Origin of the sequence: Bacillus sp. RZ2MS9 (assembly GCF_001816185.2) — a bacterium.
Taxonomy (GTDB): Bacteria; Bacillota; Bacilli; order Bacillales; family Bacillaceae_G; genus Bacillus_A; species Bacillus_A cereus.
In genome coordinates this window covers 3,273,527-3,288,888 of sequence record NZ_CP049978.1, presented here as the reverse complement: position 1 = coordinate 3,288,888, position 15,362 = coordinate 3,273,527, and the positions used below count along the sequence as shown (strand labels likewise).

The window sequence follows — 15,362 nt, the reverse complement described above, 5'->3', positions numbered from 1 at the left end:
ATTGTAAAAGATTAGGTACGGCTATCAGCCTAAAAATAATTGATTTTTTACGATTAAAAAGATTTTAGTAATTAATTCAATCACAAGTGTAATAACATGTATAAAAAACATGAAGACTTAAGAGTCTTCGTGTTTTTTTTATTGAATAATGTCTGAAAAAATATTGATAATTATACGATATTTTGGAATTTATCACAAAATATTCATATATGCAAAATTACATACATTTAATGATTGATAATCACGAGTTAATGTAACTATAATAATTACACTGATAAGTAACTTATTGACGACAATTATAAGTGAAGAAGGAGGGCTTTATTGTATTTTGTATATAAAAAAATAGAGAAGGAGATATGCAAATGAAAAGGTTACTTGTTATAGGCCTAATGTATACAATGTTTTTCCTCATAGGAAATATACACTTACATGCTGATGAACGAATAAATGCAAAAAAAATTACTAGTTTAGAAGAGCCTACTTGGATATTTCAGGCGGGCATAAGTAAGGGGAAATATCATGATCGACAAGATTTAGGATTTATTTTGAAGAGAAATACACCATTAAAGGTAAGACAAACAAATCCTAATTTTAAAGACAAATTAACATTACGTTTATTGTCTAATGACTCAAAAAATGAAAAATCCATACAAGTAGGAAATGAATGGGTTACTATCCAAGGTGATACGTCTTTAGTTCCTTTCATAGATACTCCGTATGGTGAAGAGCACGCTGTACTTGAGTACCAAGTAGGGAATGAAAGTGCTACTAAACCCCTTCCCATTTATAAACAACAAGGAAGTGTATCTCAATTTTTTAGTACATGGGATCAATTTGATGGAGAGTATGCGTTACTTCAAGGGGAGAGTTTTCAATTATTTGTACCTAAAAAAGATAAAGAGTTAGTAAGATCTTTAAAAGATTTTCAATCGTTGGATGAGTTAATTGCGTATTATGAAGATATTTTTGTGATGTATGATTCAATTATTGGTTTAGATGGCTCAACGTTTGAAAATAAAAAAAGTCAAAATCGTTATTTCTTAAAAGCAGATATATCTGGTGCTGGCGGTGCCTATTATGGCACAAATTGGACAGCGAATAGTACAGATAGTACAAAGATGTGGTTAGATAAACTAAGTTGGGGAACTTTACATGAAATCGCTCATGGATACCAAGCTGGTTTTGATAATCAAGGAATATTTACAGGAGAAGTTTCTAATAATCTATTTGGTGTTCAATATCAATATAGTAAATACGGCAAAAAAGCAGATCAACTTGGTTGGTTGTTTAATTTCGGGAAAAAGGAACAGGTAGAACGGAATTTATATAATGCTTTAATGAAAGAAAATAAAAATTATGATGATTTAGATTTACGACAAAAACTTATTCTTTTAACGATGGCGAAACAAAAAGCTGGCGATGAAGCATTTGCAAAAATGTATCAAGGTTATCGAAAACTAGCTAGCAATGCTGCTTTCAAAAAAGGTGACCATTCTTTACCAGATTTAATGAATCAGTATTATAGTGAGAATGGACAAGTTGATTTTACACCTGTTTTTGAAAGATGGGGCTTTAAGCTTAATCATAAACAAATAGAGATGAATAGGGCGAAAGGTTTTCCGGCTGTTACTTCTTTAGCTTATATAGTGCCTGAATCACAATTAGCGAAAGCAAGAGCTATAGTTGATCCTGATATTCCGATAAACTCCAACTTCGAAATAGTTACGAATCAGCAAATTGCTCCACTTGGGTTAAAAGGGAATTTGCATATCCATTTAAATACAAATGAAATAGATACATTAAGAGGAGGAAAAATTAAATTAAAAGAAGGGAATACAGTTATTCAAGAGAAAACAATTGAAACACCAGATATCAATTTACAAGACGTACCAAATGGAGTGTATACGGTTGAAATTTCAGGTGGGAAAACGAATAGTATGTACCATTTCAGTTCGTATTATGCCTATGTAAAAGAAAAAGATAATAGTCTAAAGGTTGATATTAACGAAATGAAAGTGAGTAAGTTGGTAAATGAAACGATTCAATTCCTAGGATTAGGAGATGACCAGTTTGCCGTATTAAATACAGACTTAGAGCAAAATCGAGCTATTTTTACGGTTACTACTAAAACGCCTCATAGCTATTATGCAGGTGAAAAATATGCATCGATAGAGGTCTTTAATGAAAAAGGTGAAAAAATTTATACGAAGGAAATGGAAGGAACAAATGTAACAATTGTAAAAGATATCATTCCACTAAAAGAGGGATATAGAATTAAAATCTATCATGATGAAATAAAAAAACGATTAACTAGTAAAGCTACTATTATTAATCCTATGAATAAAACGAATGAATTTATAATAACAAAATGGGGATTGAAAAATACTTCTTTGCAAAATAATCCAGAAGAAAATCTTATACAAAGAATTGATGAAGAAATGGAAGCGATTATAGGTAATCAGTTTTTAAAAGAGATACCAATGCAAAAATTAGAAATGAAAAAGAATGTGTGGATGGCAATAAATATGTTATCAGAACCACAAAAAATAACGTATATGAATAAATATAAAGATAGCTTATATAATGAATAATTTTTGAGAAATGAATTGAATCTAAAAAAGTAGCAAAACAATCTATTAACCTATGTATGTAGAGGTATGTAAAAACGATTGGCTATAGTTAAAATTTTTTATCTATGCTTAAAATTCTAAAATACATTTATTTAATTTAATAATACGATTATAAAGGAGTAAAAATATGAATAATTTCGTAAAGGTAGGTTTAACTACAGGAGTGGTGTTATCGGCGATTATGCCTTATGGAGGAGTACATGCGGAAACAGAAGATTTAAAAGTGGAAACAAAGGAAGATACGTTCCGAACAGGTAATTTAACAGCACCTTCTCAAAATTCGGCAGAAAATGTAGCAAAAGATGCACTAAAAGGAAAAACAGAACAAGCATTATCATCAAAGCAAGTTAATACGGAATCCAAAGTTAATTATAATGTTACGCAAAGTCGTAAATCTTATGATGGTACTACATTGGTACGTCTTCAACAAACGTATGAAGGACGTGATGTATACGGATATCAACTAACAGCACATATTAATGATGATGGTGTACTTACGAGCGTTTCGGGAGATAGTGCCCAAAATTTACAACAACAGGAAGATTTGAAACAACCTATTACTCTATCAGAAGAGGATGCAAAGAAACAGCTTTTCAACATCTATGGAAATGATCTAACATTTATCGAAGAACCAGAAATTAAACAAGTGGTATATGTAGATGAAAATACAAATAAAGCTACAAACGCATATCAAATTACTTTTAGTGCATCTACACCTGAATATGTATCCGGTACAGTATTAATTGATGCTTTTGGTGGTAATCTATTAAAAGAACTCGTTCAAAAATTGGGTATACAAGTAGAGAGTAGTATTGTCCAATCTGCGACATCAAATAAATCAACAGATCCTTCAAAATTAACAGGTACAGGAAAAGATGACTTAGGTATTAATCGTACGTTTGGAATTACACAAAGAAGTGATGGAACGTACATGCTTGCAGATTATTCTCGTGGTAAGGGAATTGAAACATATACTGCTAATTATAAAGATTATAATAATTATAGAAGAAATGTATGGGGTTATCTCGATGATTTAGTAACAAGTAATTCTACAAATTTTACAGATCCTAAAGCAGTTAGTGCCCATTATTTAGCAACGAAAGTATATGATTTTTATCAAGAAAAATATGGCCGTAACAGCTTTGATAATAACGGACAAAAAGTAATTTCTGTCGTTCATGGTTGGAACACAAATGGTACGAATAAAGGAAATCCTAAGCAGTGGTTTAATGCATTTAGTAATGGCGCTATGCTAGTATACGGAGATCCAATTGTTAGAGCATTTGATGTGGCAGGACATGAATTTACACACGCGGTTACAAGAAATGAGTCTGGACTTGAGTACGCAGGAGAAGCTGGTGCAATTAATGAAGCGTTATCTGATATTTTAGGAGTAGCCGTTGAAAAGTATGCCAATAACGGAAAGTTCAATTGGACAATGGGAGAACAATCAGGTCGTATTTTTAGAGATATGAAAAACCCATCATCTATCTCTTCTAGATATCCAGAGGATTATAGGCATTATAATAACTTACCTATTGATGCTGACCACGATCATGGTGGTGTACACACGAACTCTAGCATTATTAATAAAGTAGCTTACTTGATTGCTAGTGGTGGAAGCCATAATGGAGTAAACGTACATGGCATTGGAGAAGATAAAATGTTTGATATTTTCTATTATGCAAATACGGATGAATTAAATATGACTTCTGATTTTAAAGAATTAAAAGAAGCTTGTATTCGTGTAGCAACGAACTTATATGGTAAAGACTCATTAGAAGTACAAGCTGTCCAACAAGCCTTTAAAGCAGCGTATATTTAATATTATTGTGATGAATTACAAACTCTTTCATTTTAATATAGTGATTAATTTGTATTTATAGACAAAAACCTTGTAGAATTTTTCTGCAAGGTTTTTTTGAATGTTATCCCGCTATTTGCTGGGCAGTAAGACCCCCACCTCAAAATTTAGCTGTTATTTTTTTACTTGTTGTAAAGGATGGAAAGCTTTTAAGGTTGTGGCACGCCTCTTAAGAAAAAGATAAGGCGAAGCGATCTCGCTGTTATTTCCCAACAACAAACATTTTATTTAGTGAAAGTTACCAAACGTTTTTCAAAACTATTTTACCTATTGCTTTATTTGACTCCAAATATTCATGTGCTTGTGCAACTTCATCAAACGTAAAAGATTTAGAATCTAGCAATGGACGAAGTTTTCCTTCTTCTACAATTTGCGTTATTTTCGTTAAGATTTCTCCGCAATCATTACGCTTATCTGTATGTAATATTTTTAATGCCATAAAAGTAACGTGCAGAGAGAGTCCTTTTGCGTGTAAAGGAGAGAGGTCATGGGTTGAACGAGCTGCAATAGTTACGACAGTTCCATTGACCGCAGCAGCTTCAAAAGAATGATCAAGATTCTTGCCGCCTACTGTATCAAATATAACTTCAAATCCGTTTCCGTTCGTATGTTTTTGTACATATTCTTGAACAGATTCTTCTTTATAATTAATAGCTATATCGGCTCCTAAACGATGGGCTATTTCCATTTTGTTTTGCTGAGAAGCTGTTGTAAAAACTTTAGCGCCTGCCCATTTAGCTAGTTGAATGGCTACGTGTCCTACGCCACCAGTAGCTCCATGAATGAGAACATTTTGACCAGGTTTAATATTTGCACGATCAAATAAAGATTCCCAAGCTGTAATTGCAACTAATGGTAGAGCAGCAGCTTCTTCCATTGTTAAATTATTAGGTTTGTGAGCAATTAATCGTGCATCAGCAAGCATAAATTCTGCAAGTGCACCTCCAGTTTCTTTAAAACCTCCGGCACATCCGTATACTTTATCCCCTGATTTGAATTTCGAAACACCTTCTCCTACTTCAATAACAATACCAGCTACATCGCCGTGTAATATAGCTGGAAACTCAGGAGCGACGGCTGAAACGGCCCCACTACGCATTTTTGTATCGATTGGATTTACACTTGTTGCTTTTACATCGATTAGAACATGACCTGGTAAAAGTTTCGGTTTTGAAACTTCTTCTAATTGAAATACAGATGAATCCCCAAAAGAATGGATAATTTGTGCTTTCATAGTTTATACCTCCTGTTTGTGGTTATAGCATAGCAAAGTACGAAAAATAAGTATAATATTTTGAATTTTGTTAGTGAGAATTTTATATAGAGAAGGGGAAAGTGCATGAAATGAAATAATGTAACGTACTTCTAAAAACTACTGTAAAGCTTTTTGAAGAAAGGGTAGATGTTATTTTTGCAGCATGATTTATTCATTATGTTTATTATTACTCACTTAGTATAGGTATTTTAAAGTGCCTACATCACTTTAAAGTACGTACTGCTATTCATGTTATGGCCGATTTATAATAACACTCGTAGCACAAAGAAAGTTATAACGATTACAATAGGCAACAATGTGGTGTTACAGTATTGCCTATCAATTTTGAGTAGAAATATGAAAAGTATAGATTTATATGAATGAAGGAAAGAAAGTGGATTGTGAGCTACAAAAGGATTAAATCGTCTTATTATAGAGAAGCCTTTTGGTTATAATGTAACGTCTGCTCGTGAGTTTAGTGTTAAATTAATTGAATATTTTGATGAAAATGATATTTATTATAACGATCATTATCTTTGAAAATGAATGGTAACTAGGAATACACTTAGAAAAGTATTACGAAATAAATCGTATGTAATTCAAGACATTTTTATTGACGATAATAATTTATGTGGTTAATATATTAGACATAAGATTATTTAATTACTAAAAGTAATCTGATATAAAATGTTTCGTTAAATTCTATAAATAAGTAAGTTGTGGTAGAAATGCTTTGAATTGCCACTATTAATATTGGGGACAATTAAAAAGCGAAAGGTATAAAAAGAATTGGGATTTGATAACTCTTTGTTTTTATAAAACATGAGCTTCTGTACAATTCATTTTTAAAATATTGACAAGGATTATACAACAAGAGGGGGACTGAAATTGGAATCAATGACCTTTGTTTTATTTGGAGCGACAGGGGACTTAGCAAAACGCAAAATTTACCCAGCACTATATAATTTATATAGAGATCAAAAGCTTCCAAAGCAAATATCCGTTATCGGGCTTGGGAGACGTCAAGTATCTCATGTAGATTTTCAAGAAAGAATAAAAGAATCAATAGAGACGTTTTCCCGTCATAGAGAAGAAGGTACTCCGGAACTCGAAGGTTTTTTAGATAATTTTCGCTATTGTCCATTAGATGTGAGTAAGCCGGAAGACTATGAGAGGTTATTACAAGTCGTTCGTGAAAGGGAAGAAGAATTACATATAAAAGGGAATAGAATGTTCTATCTTTCCGTTGCTCCTGAATTTTTCGAGACCATTGCTTTAAATATTAAGGAAAGCGGACTTGATAAAACGGATGGATGGAAACGTCTGATGATTGAGAAACCATTCGGGCACGACCTTACATCTGCTCGTGAGCTTAACGATAAGCTTAGTCGCACGTTTGAAGAAGACGAGATATACCGTATCGATCATTATTTAGGTAAACCGATGATTCAAAATCTTGAAGCATTAGAATTTGCAAATCCTGTTCTCCAATCAATTTGGAATAAAGAACATATAGCGAATGTACAAATCACAGCGAGTGAAACAGTTGGGGTTGAAGAAAGGGCAGGATATTATGACCAGGCAGGGGCCATTCGAGATATGGTTCAAAATCATATGTTACAAATATTAATGATGACTGCTATGAATCTGCCGGAAAAGGTTAATGCATGTGAAATTCGAGAGGAAAAGCGAAAGGTAATGGAAACGCTTCGTAAAGTGAAAAAAGAAGACGTTCAAAGCCATATCATTCGCGGACAATACGCTGCAGGTGAGATAAAAGGCGGGCAAGTTGTAGCATACAAAGAGGAGCCAGGAGTAAATCCTTCTTCTAACATAGACACATTTGTTGCTGCTCGCCTGTGGATCGATAATCCATTTTGGACTGGCGTTCCCTTCTATATACGAACAGGCAAACGAATGAAAGAAAAGTCTACTCGTATTGTAATCGAATTTAAAAATACGTTAAAACAGCAATATCAAGATAATAATCCAAATGCAGCACCTAACTTATTAATAATTGAAATTAGCCCAGGTGAGAACGTTTCATTACAGTTAAACAGTAAAAATCCATTGAAAAATGGAGAAATTGAACCGATGCGTATTAACTTTACTTGTGAGCAAGCGGATGTGGGAGTACCTGAAGCGTATGAAAGACTCATTCATGATGCTGTGAGTGGAGACGCTACATTCTTTGCACATTGGAGAGAAGTTGAATTGTCATGGGAATGGGTACAACCAATTCTTGAAGCGTTCGAGGAAAACTTATTACCGCTTCATGAATATGAGTCTGGTTCATATGGTCCAGAAGCGTCTAATGAACTGTTACAAGAAAGTGGATTTAAATGGTGGTTAGATCAAGAGACGGAAAAATAAGTACTTTCTTTAATGAAAGCATTTAGGGGGACGATTACTATGACACAAAACATAAATCAATTAGCAGTGAATACACTTCGTACGTTATCGATTGATGCTATTAATGCGGCAAACTCAGGTCATCCAGGTCTTCCGATGGGAGCAGCACCAATGGCTTATGCATTATGGGCGAATCATTTAAATTACAATCCTAATCACCCAGAATGGTTTAACCGTGATCGTTTCGTTTTATCGGCGGGACATGGATCTAGTCTGTTATATAGCCTACTTCATTTAGCTGGATATGACGTTTCAATTGATGACTTGAAAAATTTCAGAAAGTTAAATAGTAAAACACCTGGACATCCTGAGTTTGGGCATACTCCTGGAGTTGAAGCGACTACAGGCCCGTTAGGACAAGGGATTGCTAATGCTGTAGGAATGGCAATGGCAGAAGCTCATTTAGCAGCGAAGTTTAATAAGGATGGTCACTCTATTATAGATCACAATACGTATGCTTTAGTCGGAGATGGTGACTTAATGGAGGGTGTCGCTTATGAAGCGATGTCAATGGCAGGACATATGAAACTTGGCAAGTTAATTGTACTGTATGATTCAAATGAAATTTCACTTGATGGTGAATTAGGCATTGCTTTCTCTGAAGATATTCAGAAAAGGGCAGAATCTGTACATTGGCAATATGTAAGAGTTGAAGATGGAAACGATGTTGATGCGATTACAAAAGCTATTCAATCAGCGAAAGAAAATACGGATCAACCTACTCTTATAGAAATTAGAACCATTATAGGTTATGGAAGTCCAAAAGTTGCTGGAACGAACAAAGCACATGGTAATCCGCTTGGAGTAGAAGAAGCGACAGCGACAAAACAAGTGTATGGTTGGGATTATGAGGAAGATTTCTTTGTACCTGAAGAAGTAAAAGCTCATTTTAATGAACTAAAACAAAAAGGTATTGAAAAAGACAATGACTGGAATGCGCAGTTCAACTTATACAGAGAAGCGAATCCTACACTGGCAGATGAATTAGAAAAAGCGATTACAGGTGAGGTTTTAATTGAAGCGAAAGACATTCTATCCTTTGATACTGAAAAAACAATTTCTACTCGTGTTGCAAGTGGGGAAGCTATTAATCATTATGTGAAATCGATTCCTTCTATTTTCGGTGGAAGTGCGGATCTTTCTCATTCTACGATGACAGATATAAAAGGTGAAGCAGTATATGCAGTAGAATCGTATGCTGGACGAAATATATATTTCGGTGTACGTGAACATGCAATGGGCGCTGCAGCGAATGGATTGGCGCTTCATGGAGGAGTAAAACCTTTCGTAAGTACATTCTTTGTATTTAATGATTATCTTCGTCCGTCCATTCGACTGGCTGCACTGCAAAAGTTACCTGTTACTTACGTATTTACACATGATTCGATTGCTGTAGGAGAAGATGGTCCAACGCATGAACCAATTGAACAATTGGCAGCTCTTCGAGCAATTCCTGGTTTAACAGTTATCCGCCCGTCAGATGCAAATGAAACAGCAAGTGCTTGGGCGTATGCTTTACAGCAAACGGATGGTCCAGTCGTTTTAGTACTGAGTCGTCAAAATTTACCGGTGTTTAATGAAACGAAAGCGAACATAGAGAATTTCTCTAAAGGAGCTTACGTATTAACACAAACAAATGAAAATCCGGATGTGATTTTAATTGCGACAGGTTCTGAAGTATCCTTAGCTGCTAGTGCGAAAGCAAAATTAGAAGAAGATCAAGTTTCTGTTCGCATCGTTGCAATGCCGAGCTGGGAGTTATTCGATCGCCAATCGAACGAATATAAAGAATCCGTTCTTCCGTCTTCTATAACGAAACGAGTATCTCTTGAAATGGGTGTATCTCTTGGTTGGGAACGTTATGTAGGACAAGAAGGAAAAGTAATATCAATTGAAACATTTGGAGCTTCAGGTACTGGAGCTGAAGTCATGAATCTATTTGGATTTACGACAGAAAATGTTGTTCAAATTACAAAAAATGTGTTGAATTCTTAAGCTATGACTGTGAATACCTTTCTGTACATATTAAAATTTCAGTGCTGAAAGGTATTCCAGATTGTAGTGATATGGATTTTTAATAAAAGATGATTTGAGGAGGAATTATATTATGCAAGTAGGATTAATTGGGTTAGGTAAAATGGGATTAAATTTAGGGAAAAATTTAATGGATCATAAACATGAAGTAGTAGCATTTGATTTAAATACGAGCGCAGTAGAAGAAATGAAAGAGTACGGGGCAACAGGTACATCTAGTTTAAGTGAACTTGTTCAGTCATTACAATCACCAAGAATTCTTTGGGTAATGGTACCACACGCTGTTGTTGATTCTGTTATTGATGAGGTTACACCACTTTTATCAAAAGGAGATATTTTAATTGAAGCTGGTAATTCACATTATAAAGAGTCTATCCGCCGATATGAGCAATTAAAGAAAGATGGCATTCACTTTATGGATGCAGGAACTTCTGGTGGAATGGAAGGCGCTCGTAATGGTGCTTGTTACATGATCGGAGGAGATCAAGAAGCTTGGGACATCGTTGAACCTATCTTCCGCGATACTGCTGTAGAAAATGGATTCTTATATGCTGGAAAAGCTGGTAGTGGTCACTTCTTAAAAATGGTTCATAACGGAATTGAATACGGTATGATGGCTGCTATTGGTGAAGGATTTGAGATTCTAGAAAAAAGTGAATTTGACTACGATTATGAAAAAGTATCAAGAGTATGGAACAACGGTTCAGTGATTCGTTCTTGGTTAATGGAATTAACAGAAAATGCATTTTCTAAAGATGCAAAACTGGATGAGATTAAGGGTGTTATGCATTCTTCTGGTGAAGGAAAATGGACAGTAGAAACAGCATTAGACCTTCAAACAGCAACTCCTGTTATTGCAATGTCTCTATTAATGCGCTACCGCTCATTAGACAATGATACATTTACAGGAAAAGTTGTAGCAGCTCTGCGCAATGAATTTGGCGGACATGCAGTAGAAAAGAAATAAAGTGAAACTTTAATAAGTAGGGGCTTCATTCCACACAAATCGGGCTTTTACGGGATAAGCATATTAAACATGTAACTCATCAACGTTTAAAAACTGGAGGGAATTAATCATGAAATTTTTTATTGATACTGCAAATCTTGAGGATATAAAAAAAGCATATAAACTTGGAGTTTTAGCTGGTGTTACAACGAATCCTTCTTTAGTAGCAAAAGAGGGCATTAAATTTGAAGACCGTATTGCAGAAATTTGTCAGGCAGTTCCTAAAGTTGAATCTGTTTCGGCAGAAGTAACGCCAGATGCTGTTACAGCTGAAGAGATGATCGCCCAAGCAGAAGAACTGATTAAAATTAACGGTGGCGATGAAAAAGTTACAATTAAACTTCCGATGACGTTAGCAGGATTAGAAGCTTGTCGCTACCTTACTGAAAAAGGTGTGAAAACGAATGTTACACTTATTTTCACGGTGAACCAAGCACTTTTAGCTGCTCGAGCAGGTGCAACGTACGTTTCTCCATTTTTAGGACGTTTAGATGATATTTCTGAAGATGGTGTACTATTAGTTGCTAAAATTGCTGAATTATTCGATGTTCATCAACTAGATACACAAATTATTGCGGCTTCTGTTAGACATCCAGATCATGTAACTCGTGTAGCGATGGCAGGTGCTCACATTGCAACAATCCCTTATAAAGTAATTGAACAACTTGCTATGCACCCATTAACAGACCAAGGTATTGAGAAATTTGCTGCTGATTGGGCGAAAGCGCCTAAATTATAATGTTATGAAAGTGAAGGTGCTTTCCGAAAGTTGTTTTTCATGAGAAGACAAATCCTAAGTAACTTCATCGTTTAAAGTGGATACTGAGTTTGTAGTCTTACTACGTGAAAACAGCAAGAGAAGAAAGTGTCATTCACTTTTAAAAAAGGGAAAATTGATCGCGCGAAGCGTTTATCACAATAACATTATAATTATTAAAGAGAAATCCCCTTATTAGAGAGATGAGTTATAGTGTATCTCTAATAAGGGAGATTCTTTTTATATAAATCATTATGATGTGAAGATGCTTTTAAGTGTATAGCAATATGTAAAGGTATCTTTTACTCAAGTAAGAACTATATAGGTTCTTTTAATTATATAGTAATTACGAAAGGGTTTACATAAAGGGGGATTGAGTATGAATATGTACCTTTTAATGATTACATTATTATCAATTGTAATTGTTATTTTAGGGGTATCTTGGTGGAGATGGCATGCGTTTATTAGTTTAACGATTGCAAGTTTGTTTTTAGCAATTATGTCTGGAATGCCAATGGATAAAATAGTGAGTGCTTATGAAACGGGAGTCGGAAGTGTTCTAGGACATTTAGTAGGCATTTTAGTATTAGGTACAATTTTAGGGAAAATGATGGCAGAGTCAGGTGCTGGAATGCAAGTGGCAGAGTTCTTTATTAAATCCTTTGGGATAAAAAACTTACCATGGGCTATGTTAATTGCAGGTTTTATTATTGGAATTCCGGTGTTTTTTGAAGTAGGTATTTTAATATTACTGCCGTTAGTAATTTCAATTCATAAAACTACGAAACAAAATATTTTATTGATAGCGTTACCAGCAATTGCTGGGCTATCTGTCGTACACGGCCTTGTTCCTCCGCATCCAGGGGCAATCGTTGCAATTGGTATTTATAAAGCGAATCTTGGGAAGGTACTATTGTATTCACTCATTATTACATTTTTTGCAGCGATTATTGCAGGTCCTATATTTGCGAAATGGATTCACAAACGTGTAATTCCTGAAAATGAGCCAGAATTGATTCGTGTAAATACAAAATCAACGAAATTACCAGGAATAGGAGTTTCATTTTTAGTTATTTTGTTACCTGTTATGTTAATGGTTTTAGCTGCAGCAGCTCCTTATGTGCCCCTTTCTATTACTTTGATGAAGACTGTCACATTAATCGGTAGTCCTATCATTGCACTATTGATTGCATGTTTTGCAGCGTTTTATTTTCTTGGATTTCGCCAAGGTATCGATAAAAAGGCTATTAAGAAGGTAACAGAAGATAGCTTATTACCAATCGGTTCAATTGTTGCGATTATTGGTGCTGGAGGGGGATTTAAGCAAATTCTTATCGATAGTGGCGTAGGGAATGCTATTGCTCAAATGTCTGAGCATTTAGCACTATCTCCAATTGTATTAGCATTTATAGTAGCAGGATTAATTCGAATTGCGACAGGGTCAGCGACAGTCGCTTTAACAACAGCAGCGGGTATCGTTTCGCCAATCGTTGAAAATACAACAGGTGTGAACTTAGAGTTACTCGTTATTGCAACAGGTGCAGGAGCATTAATGTTTTCACACGTAAACGATGCTGGTTTTTGGATGGTAAAAGAATACCTAGGTTTAACAGTGAAAGAAACATTTAAAACATGGACAGTATTAGAAACGTTACTTTCATTTATCGCTTTTGGAGGCGTTTTACTACTCGATATGTTTGTTTAAGATAAAGATGTTTCTATTTAGATAATTGTGGCATACAACGTTATCAATAGATAAAAGGAATGTATTTTTATGGTGGGATACTGTAACAATTTTTTGTTAGGAGGAAGAAATGGTGAGCTCAAAATATATGATTGGTGTAGACATTGGGACAACTAGTACAAAATCAGTTCTATTTTCTACTGATGGATCTGTTATTGCTAGTCATGGAATTGAATATCCTTTATATTCTCCTACGCCTGAAACAGCGGAACAAGACCCAGAAGAAATTTTTCGTGCAGTAATAAATACGATTAAAGAAACTATACGATCAAGTAGTGTACAGCCAAGTGATATTCTTTGTGTCTCTTTTAGTTCGGCAATGCATAGTCTCATTGCTGTAGATGAAAAGGGGAATCCATTAACGGGATGTATTACTTGGGCAGATAATAGAAGTGCAAGCTGGGCGGAGAAAATAAAGAATGATATGAATGGTCATGAAATTTACCTTCGTACTGGGACACCAATTCATCCTATGTCACCGCTTTCGAAATTAGTTTGGCTACAGAATGAGAAGGCAGAGTTATTCGCAAAAAGTTATAAATTCATTTCTATTAAAGAATATGTTTTTTACAAGTTATATAAAGAGTATGTAATTGATTATTCTATAGCGTCAGCGACAGGGATGTTTAATTTGAAATCTTTAAAATGGGATGAAGAGGCTTTACATGTTGCGGGAATTACAGATGAAAAGCTTTCTAAACTTGTTCCAACAACGCACAGTTTAACAGGATTAGATGAAGAGCTTGCCAAAGAGATGAATGTACTTGTTTCTACGCCTTTTGTAGTAGGAGCGAGTGATGGAGTACTATCTAATTTAGGTGTAAATGCAATAGATCCTGGCGTTGTGGCTGTTACCATTGGTACAAGCGGTGCGATACGTGCTGTAACAAATCGTCCTGTAACAGATCCAAAAGGTAGAATTTTTTGTTATGCGTTAACTGAAGACCATTGGGTAATCGGTGGACCAGTTAATAACGGCGGTATGATTTTCAGGTGGGCTCGTGACCAATTGGGCACTTCAGAGATTGAACTTGCAAAGCGCTTAGGAAAAGATCCATATGAGGTGCTTACTGAAATAGCAGCAAAAGTGAATCCGGGATCTGACGGTTTATTATTTCACCCGTATTTAGCGGGGGAAAGGGCTCCTTTATGGAATGCAAATGCGCGAGGATCTTTCTTTGGACTCGGATTGCATCATAAGAAAGAACATCTGATACGTGCTGTTTTAGAAGGAGTAATTTATAACTTATATACAGTTCTTCTCGCTTTAAAAGAACTAATTGGCGAACCGAAAAAAATTCAAGCGACAGGCGGTTTTGCAAGGTCGGAACTTTGGAGACAGATGATGGCGGATATTTTCCATCAAGACGTATATGTTCCGGAAAGTTTCGAAAGCTCTTGCTTAGGAGCTGCAATCCTCGGTTTATATAGTTTAGGTGAAATAGATACATTATCCGTAGTTTCTGAAATGGTAGGTGCAGATTTTCATCATGAGCCAAACATGGAAAGTGTGGAAAAATATAAAGATTTAACGCCAATCTATATCCGTTTGTCCCGTCAATTGGAAGAAGAATATGAAAGTATAGCAGCGTATCAAAAAAAGTGGGTTTAAAAGCTATTTACCAAGAAAATATGGTAACGTATAAAGAGGTACTCCGAT

9 protein-coding genes and 1 pseudogene are annotated in these 15,362 nt (G+C 35.0%); 9 read left to right on the top strand and 1 reads right to left on the bottom strand.

Translation table 11 applies throughout. The features are described from left to right. The first annotated feature begins 362 nt into the window (after positions 1–362). Together BHV55_RS16765 and BHV55_RS16760 are read left to right on the top strand one after the other, a co-directional pair. Positions 363–2,591, top strand: a complete 2,229-nt coding sequence (locus tag BHV55_RS16765) for a putative mucin/carbohydrate-binding domain-containing protein (RefSeq protein ID WP_070756812.1) — start codon at positions 363–365, stop codon at positions 2,589–2,591. Positions 2,592–2,757: 166 nt separating this feature from the next. Further along, a complete protein-coding gene (locus tag BHV55_RS16760) occupies positions 2,758–4,455 on the top strand; it encodes a M4 family metallopeptidase (protein WP_001058955.1) in 1,698 nt (565 codons plus the stop codon). Between the two features lie 277 nt (positions 4,456–4,732). Here BHV55_RS16760 and BHV55_RS16755 read toward each other — a convergent pair whose 3' ends face one another. Then, the gene (locus BHV55_RS16755; RefSeq protein ID WP_000647254.1) at positions 4,733–5,728 is read right to left on the bottom strand and encodes a zinc-dependent alcohol dehydrogenase family protein; all 996 of its coding nucleotides are present in this window, start codon (positions 5,726–5,728) and stop codon (positions 4,733–4,735) included. Between the two features lie 408 nt (positions 5,729–6,136). Between BHV55_RS16755 and BHV55_RS16750 the strand changes: the two are divergent. The 7 genes and pseudogenes from BHV55_RS16750 to gntK form a co-directional block, all read left to right on the top strand. Continuing rightward, positions 6,137–6,289 (top strand): annotated as a pseudogene (locus tag BHV55_RS16750) (glucose-6-phosphate dehydrogenase); the annotation flags it as partial. Between the two features lie 348 nt (positions 6,290–6,637). After that, a complete protein-coding gene (gene zwf / locus BHV55_RS16745) occupies positions 6,638–8,122 on the top strand; it encodes a glucose-6-phosphate dehydrogenase (protein WP_000445362.1) in 1,485 nt (494 codons plus the stop codon). A 39-nt stretch (positions 8,123–8,161) separates the two neighbouring features. Next, positions 8,162–10,156 carry a transketolase gene (gene tkt / locus BHV55_RS16740; RefSeq protein WP_069605303.1) on the top strand — a complete coding sequence of 665 codons (1,995 nt, stop codon included), beginning with the start codon at positions 8,162–8,164 and terminating at the stop codon, positions 10,154–10,156. 112 nt (positions 10,157–10,268) lie between these two features. Then, positions 10,269–11,162: a phosphogluconate dehydrogenase (NAD(+)-dependent, decarboxylating) gene (gene gnd / locus BHV55_RS16735; protein WP_001195925.1), complete on the top strand. Its 894-nt coding sequence runs from the start codon at positions 10,269–10,271 to the stop codon at positions 11,160–11,162. 109 nt (positions 11,163–11,271) lie between these two features. Beyond that, on the top strand, positions 11,272–11,940 hold the full coding sequence (gene fsa, locus BHV55_RS16730) for a fructose-6-phosphate aldolase (protein ID WP_000667676.1): 669 nt from the start codon (positions 11,272–11,274) through the stop codon (positions 11,938–11,940). Positions 11,941–12,337: 397 nt separating this feature from the next. Then, positions 12,338–13,663 (top strand): gluconate permease GntP, encoded by a 1,326-nt coding sequence (gntP, locus tag BHV55_RS16725; protein ID WP_001057613.1) that lies wholly within the window; start codon positions 12,338–12,340, stop codon positions 13,661–13,663. Positions 13,664–13,772: 109 nt separating this feature from the next. Further along, complete coding sequence (gene gntK, locus BHV55_RS16720; protein ID WP_070756810.1) at positions 13,773–15,314, top strand: gluconokinase; 1,542 nt, start codon at positions 13,773–13,775, stop codon at positions 15,312–15,314. The last annotated feature ends 48 nt before the right edge of the window (positions 15,315–15,362 follow it).

Bases quoted from the DNA above. Each gene is read 5' to 3' on its own strand.
- BHV55_RS16765 (WP_070756812.1), top strand. From the start codon at position 363: ATGAAAAGGTTACTTGTTATAGGCCTAATGTATACAATGTTTTTCCTC.
- BHV55_RS16760 (WP_001058955.1), top strand. From the start codon at position 2,758: ATGAATAATTTCGTAAAGGTAGGTTTAACTACAGGAGTGGTGTTATCG.
- BHV55_RS16755 (WP_000647254.1), bottom strand. From the start codon at position 5,728: ATGAAAGCACAAATTATCCATTCTTTTGGGGATTCATCTGTATTTCAA.
- tkt (WP_069605303.1), top strand. From the start codon at position 8,162: ATGACACAAAACATAAATCAATTAGCAGTGAATACACTTCGTACGTTA.
- gnd (WP_001195925.1), top strand. From the start codon at position 10,269: ATGCAAGTAGGATTAATTGGGTTAGGTAAAATGGGATTAAATTTAGGG.
- fsa (WP_000667676.1), top strand. From the start codon at position 11,272: ATGAAATTTTTTATTGATACTGCAAATCTTGAGGATATAAAAAAAGCA.
- gntP (WP_001057613.1), top strand. From the start codon at position 12,338: ATGAATATGTACCTTTTAATGATTACATTATTATCAATTGTAATTGTT.
- gntK (WP_070756810.1), top strand. From the start codon at position 13,773: ATGGTGAGCTCAAAATATATGATTGGTGTAGACATTGGGACAACTAGT.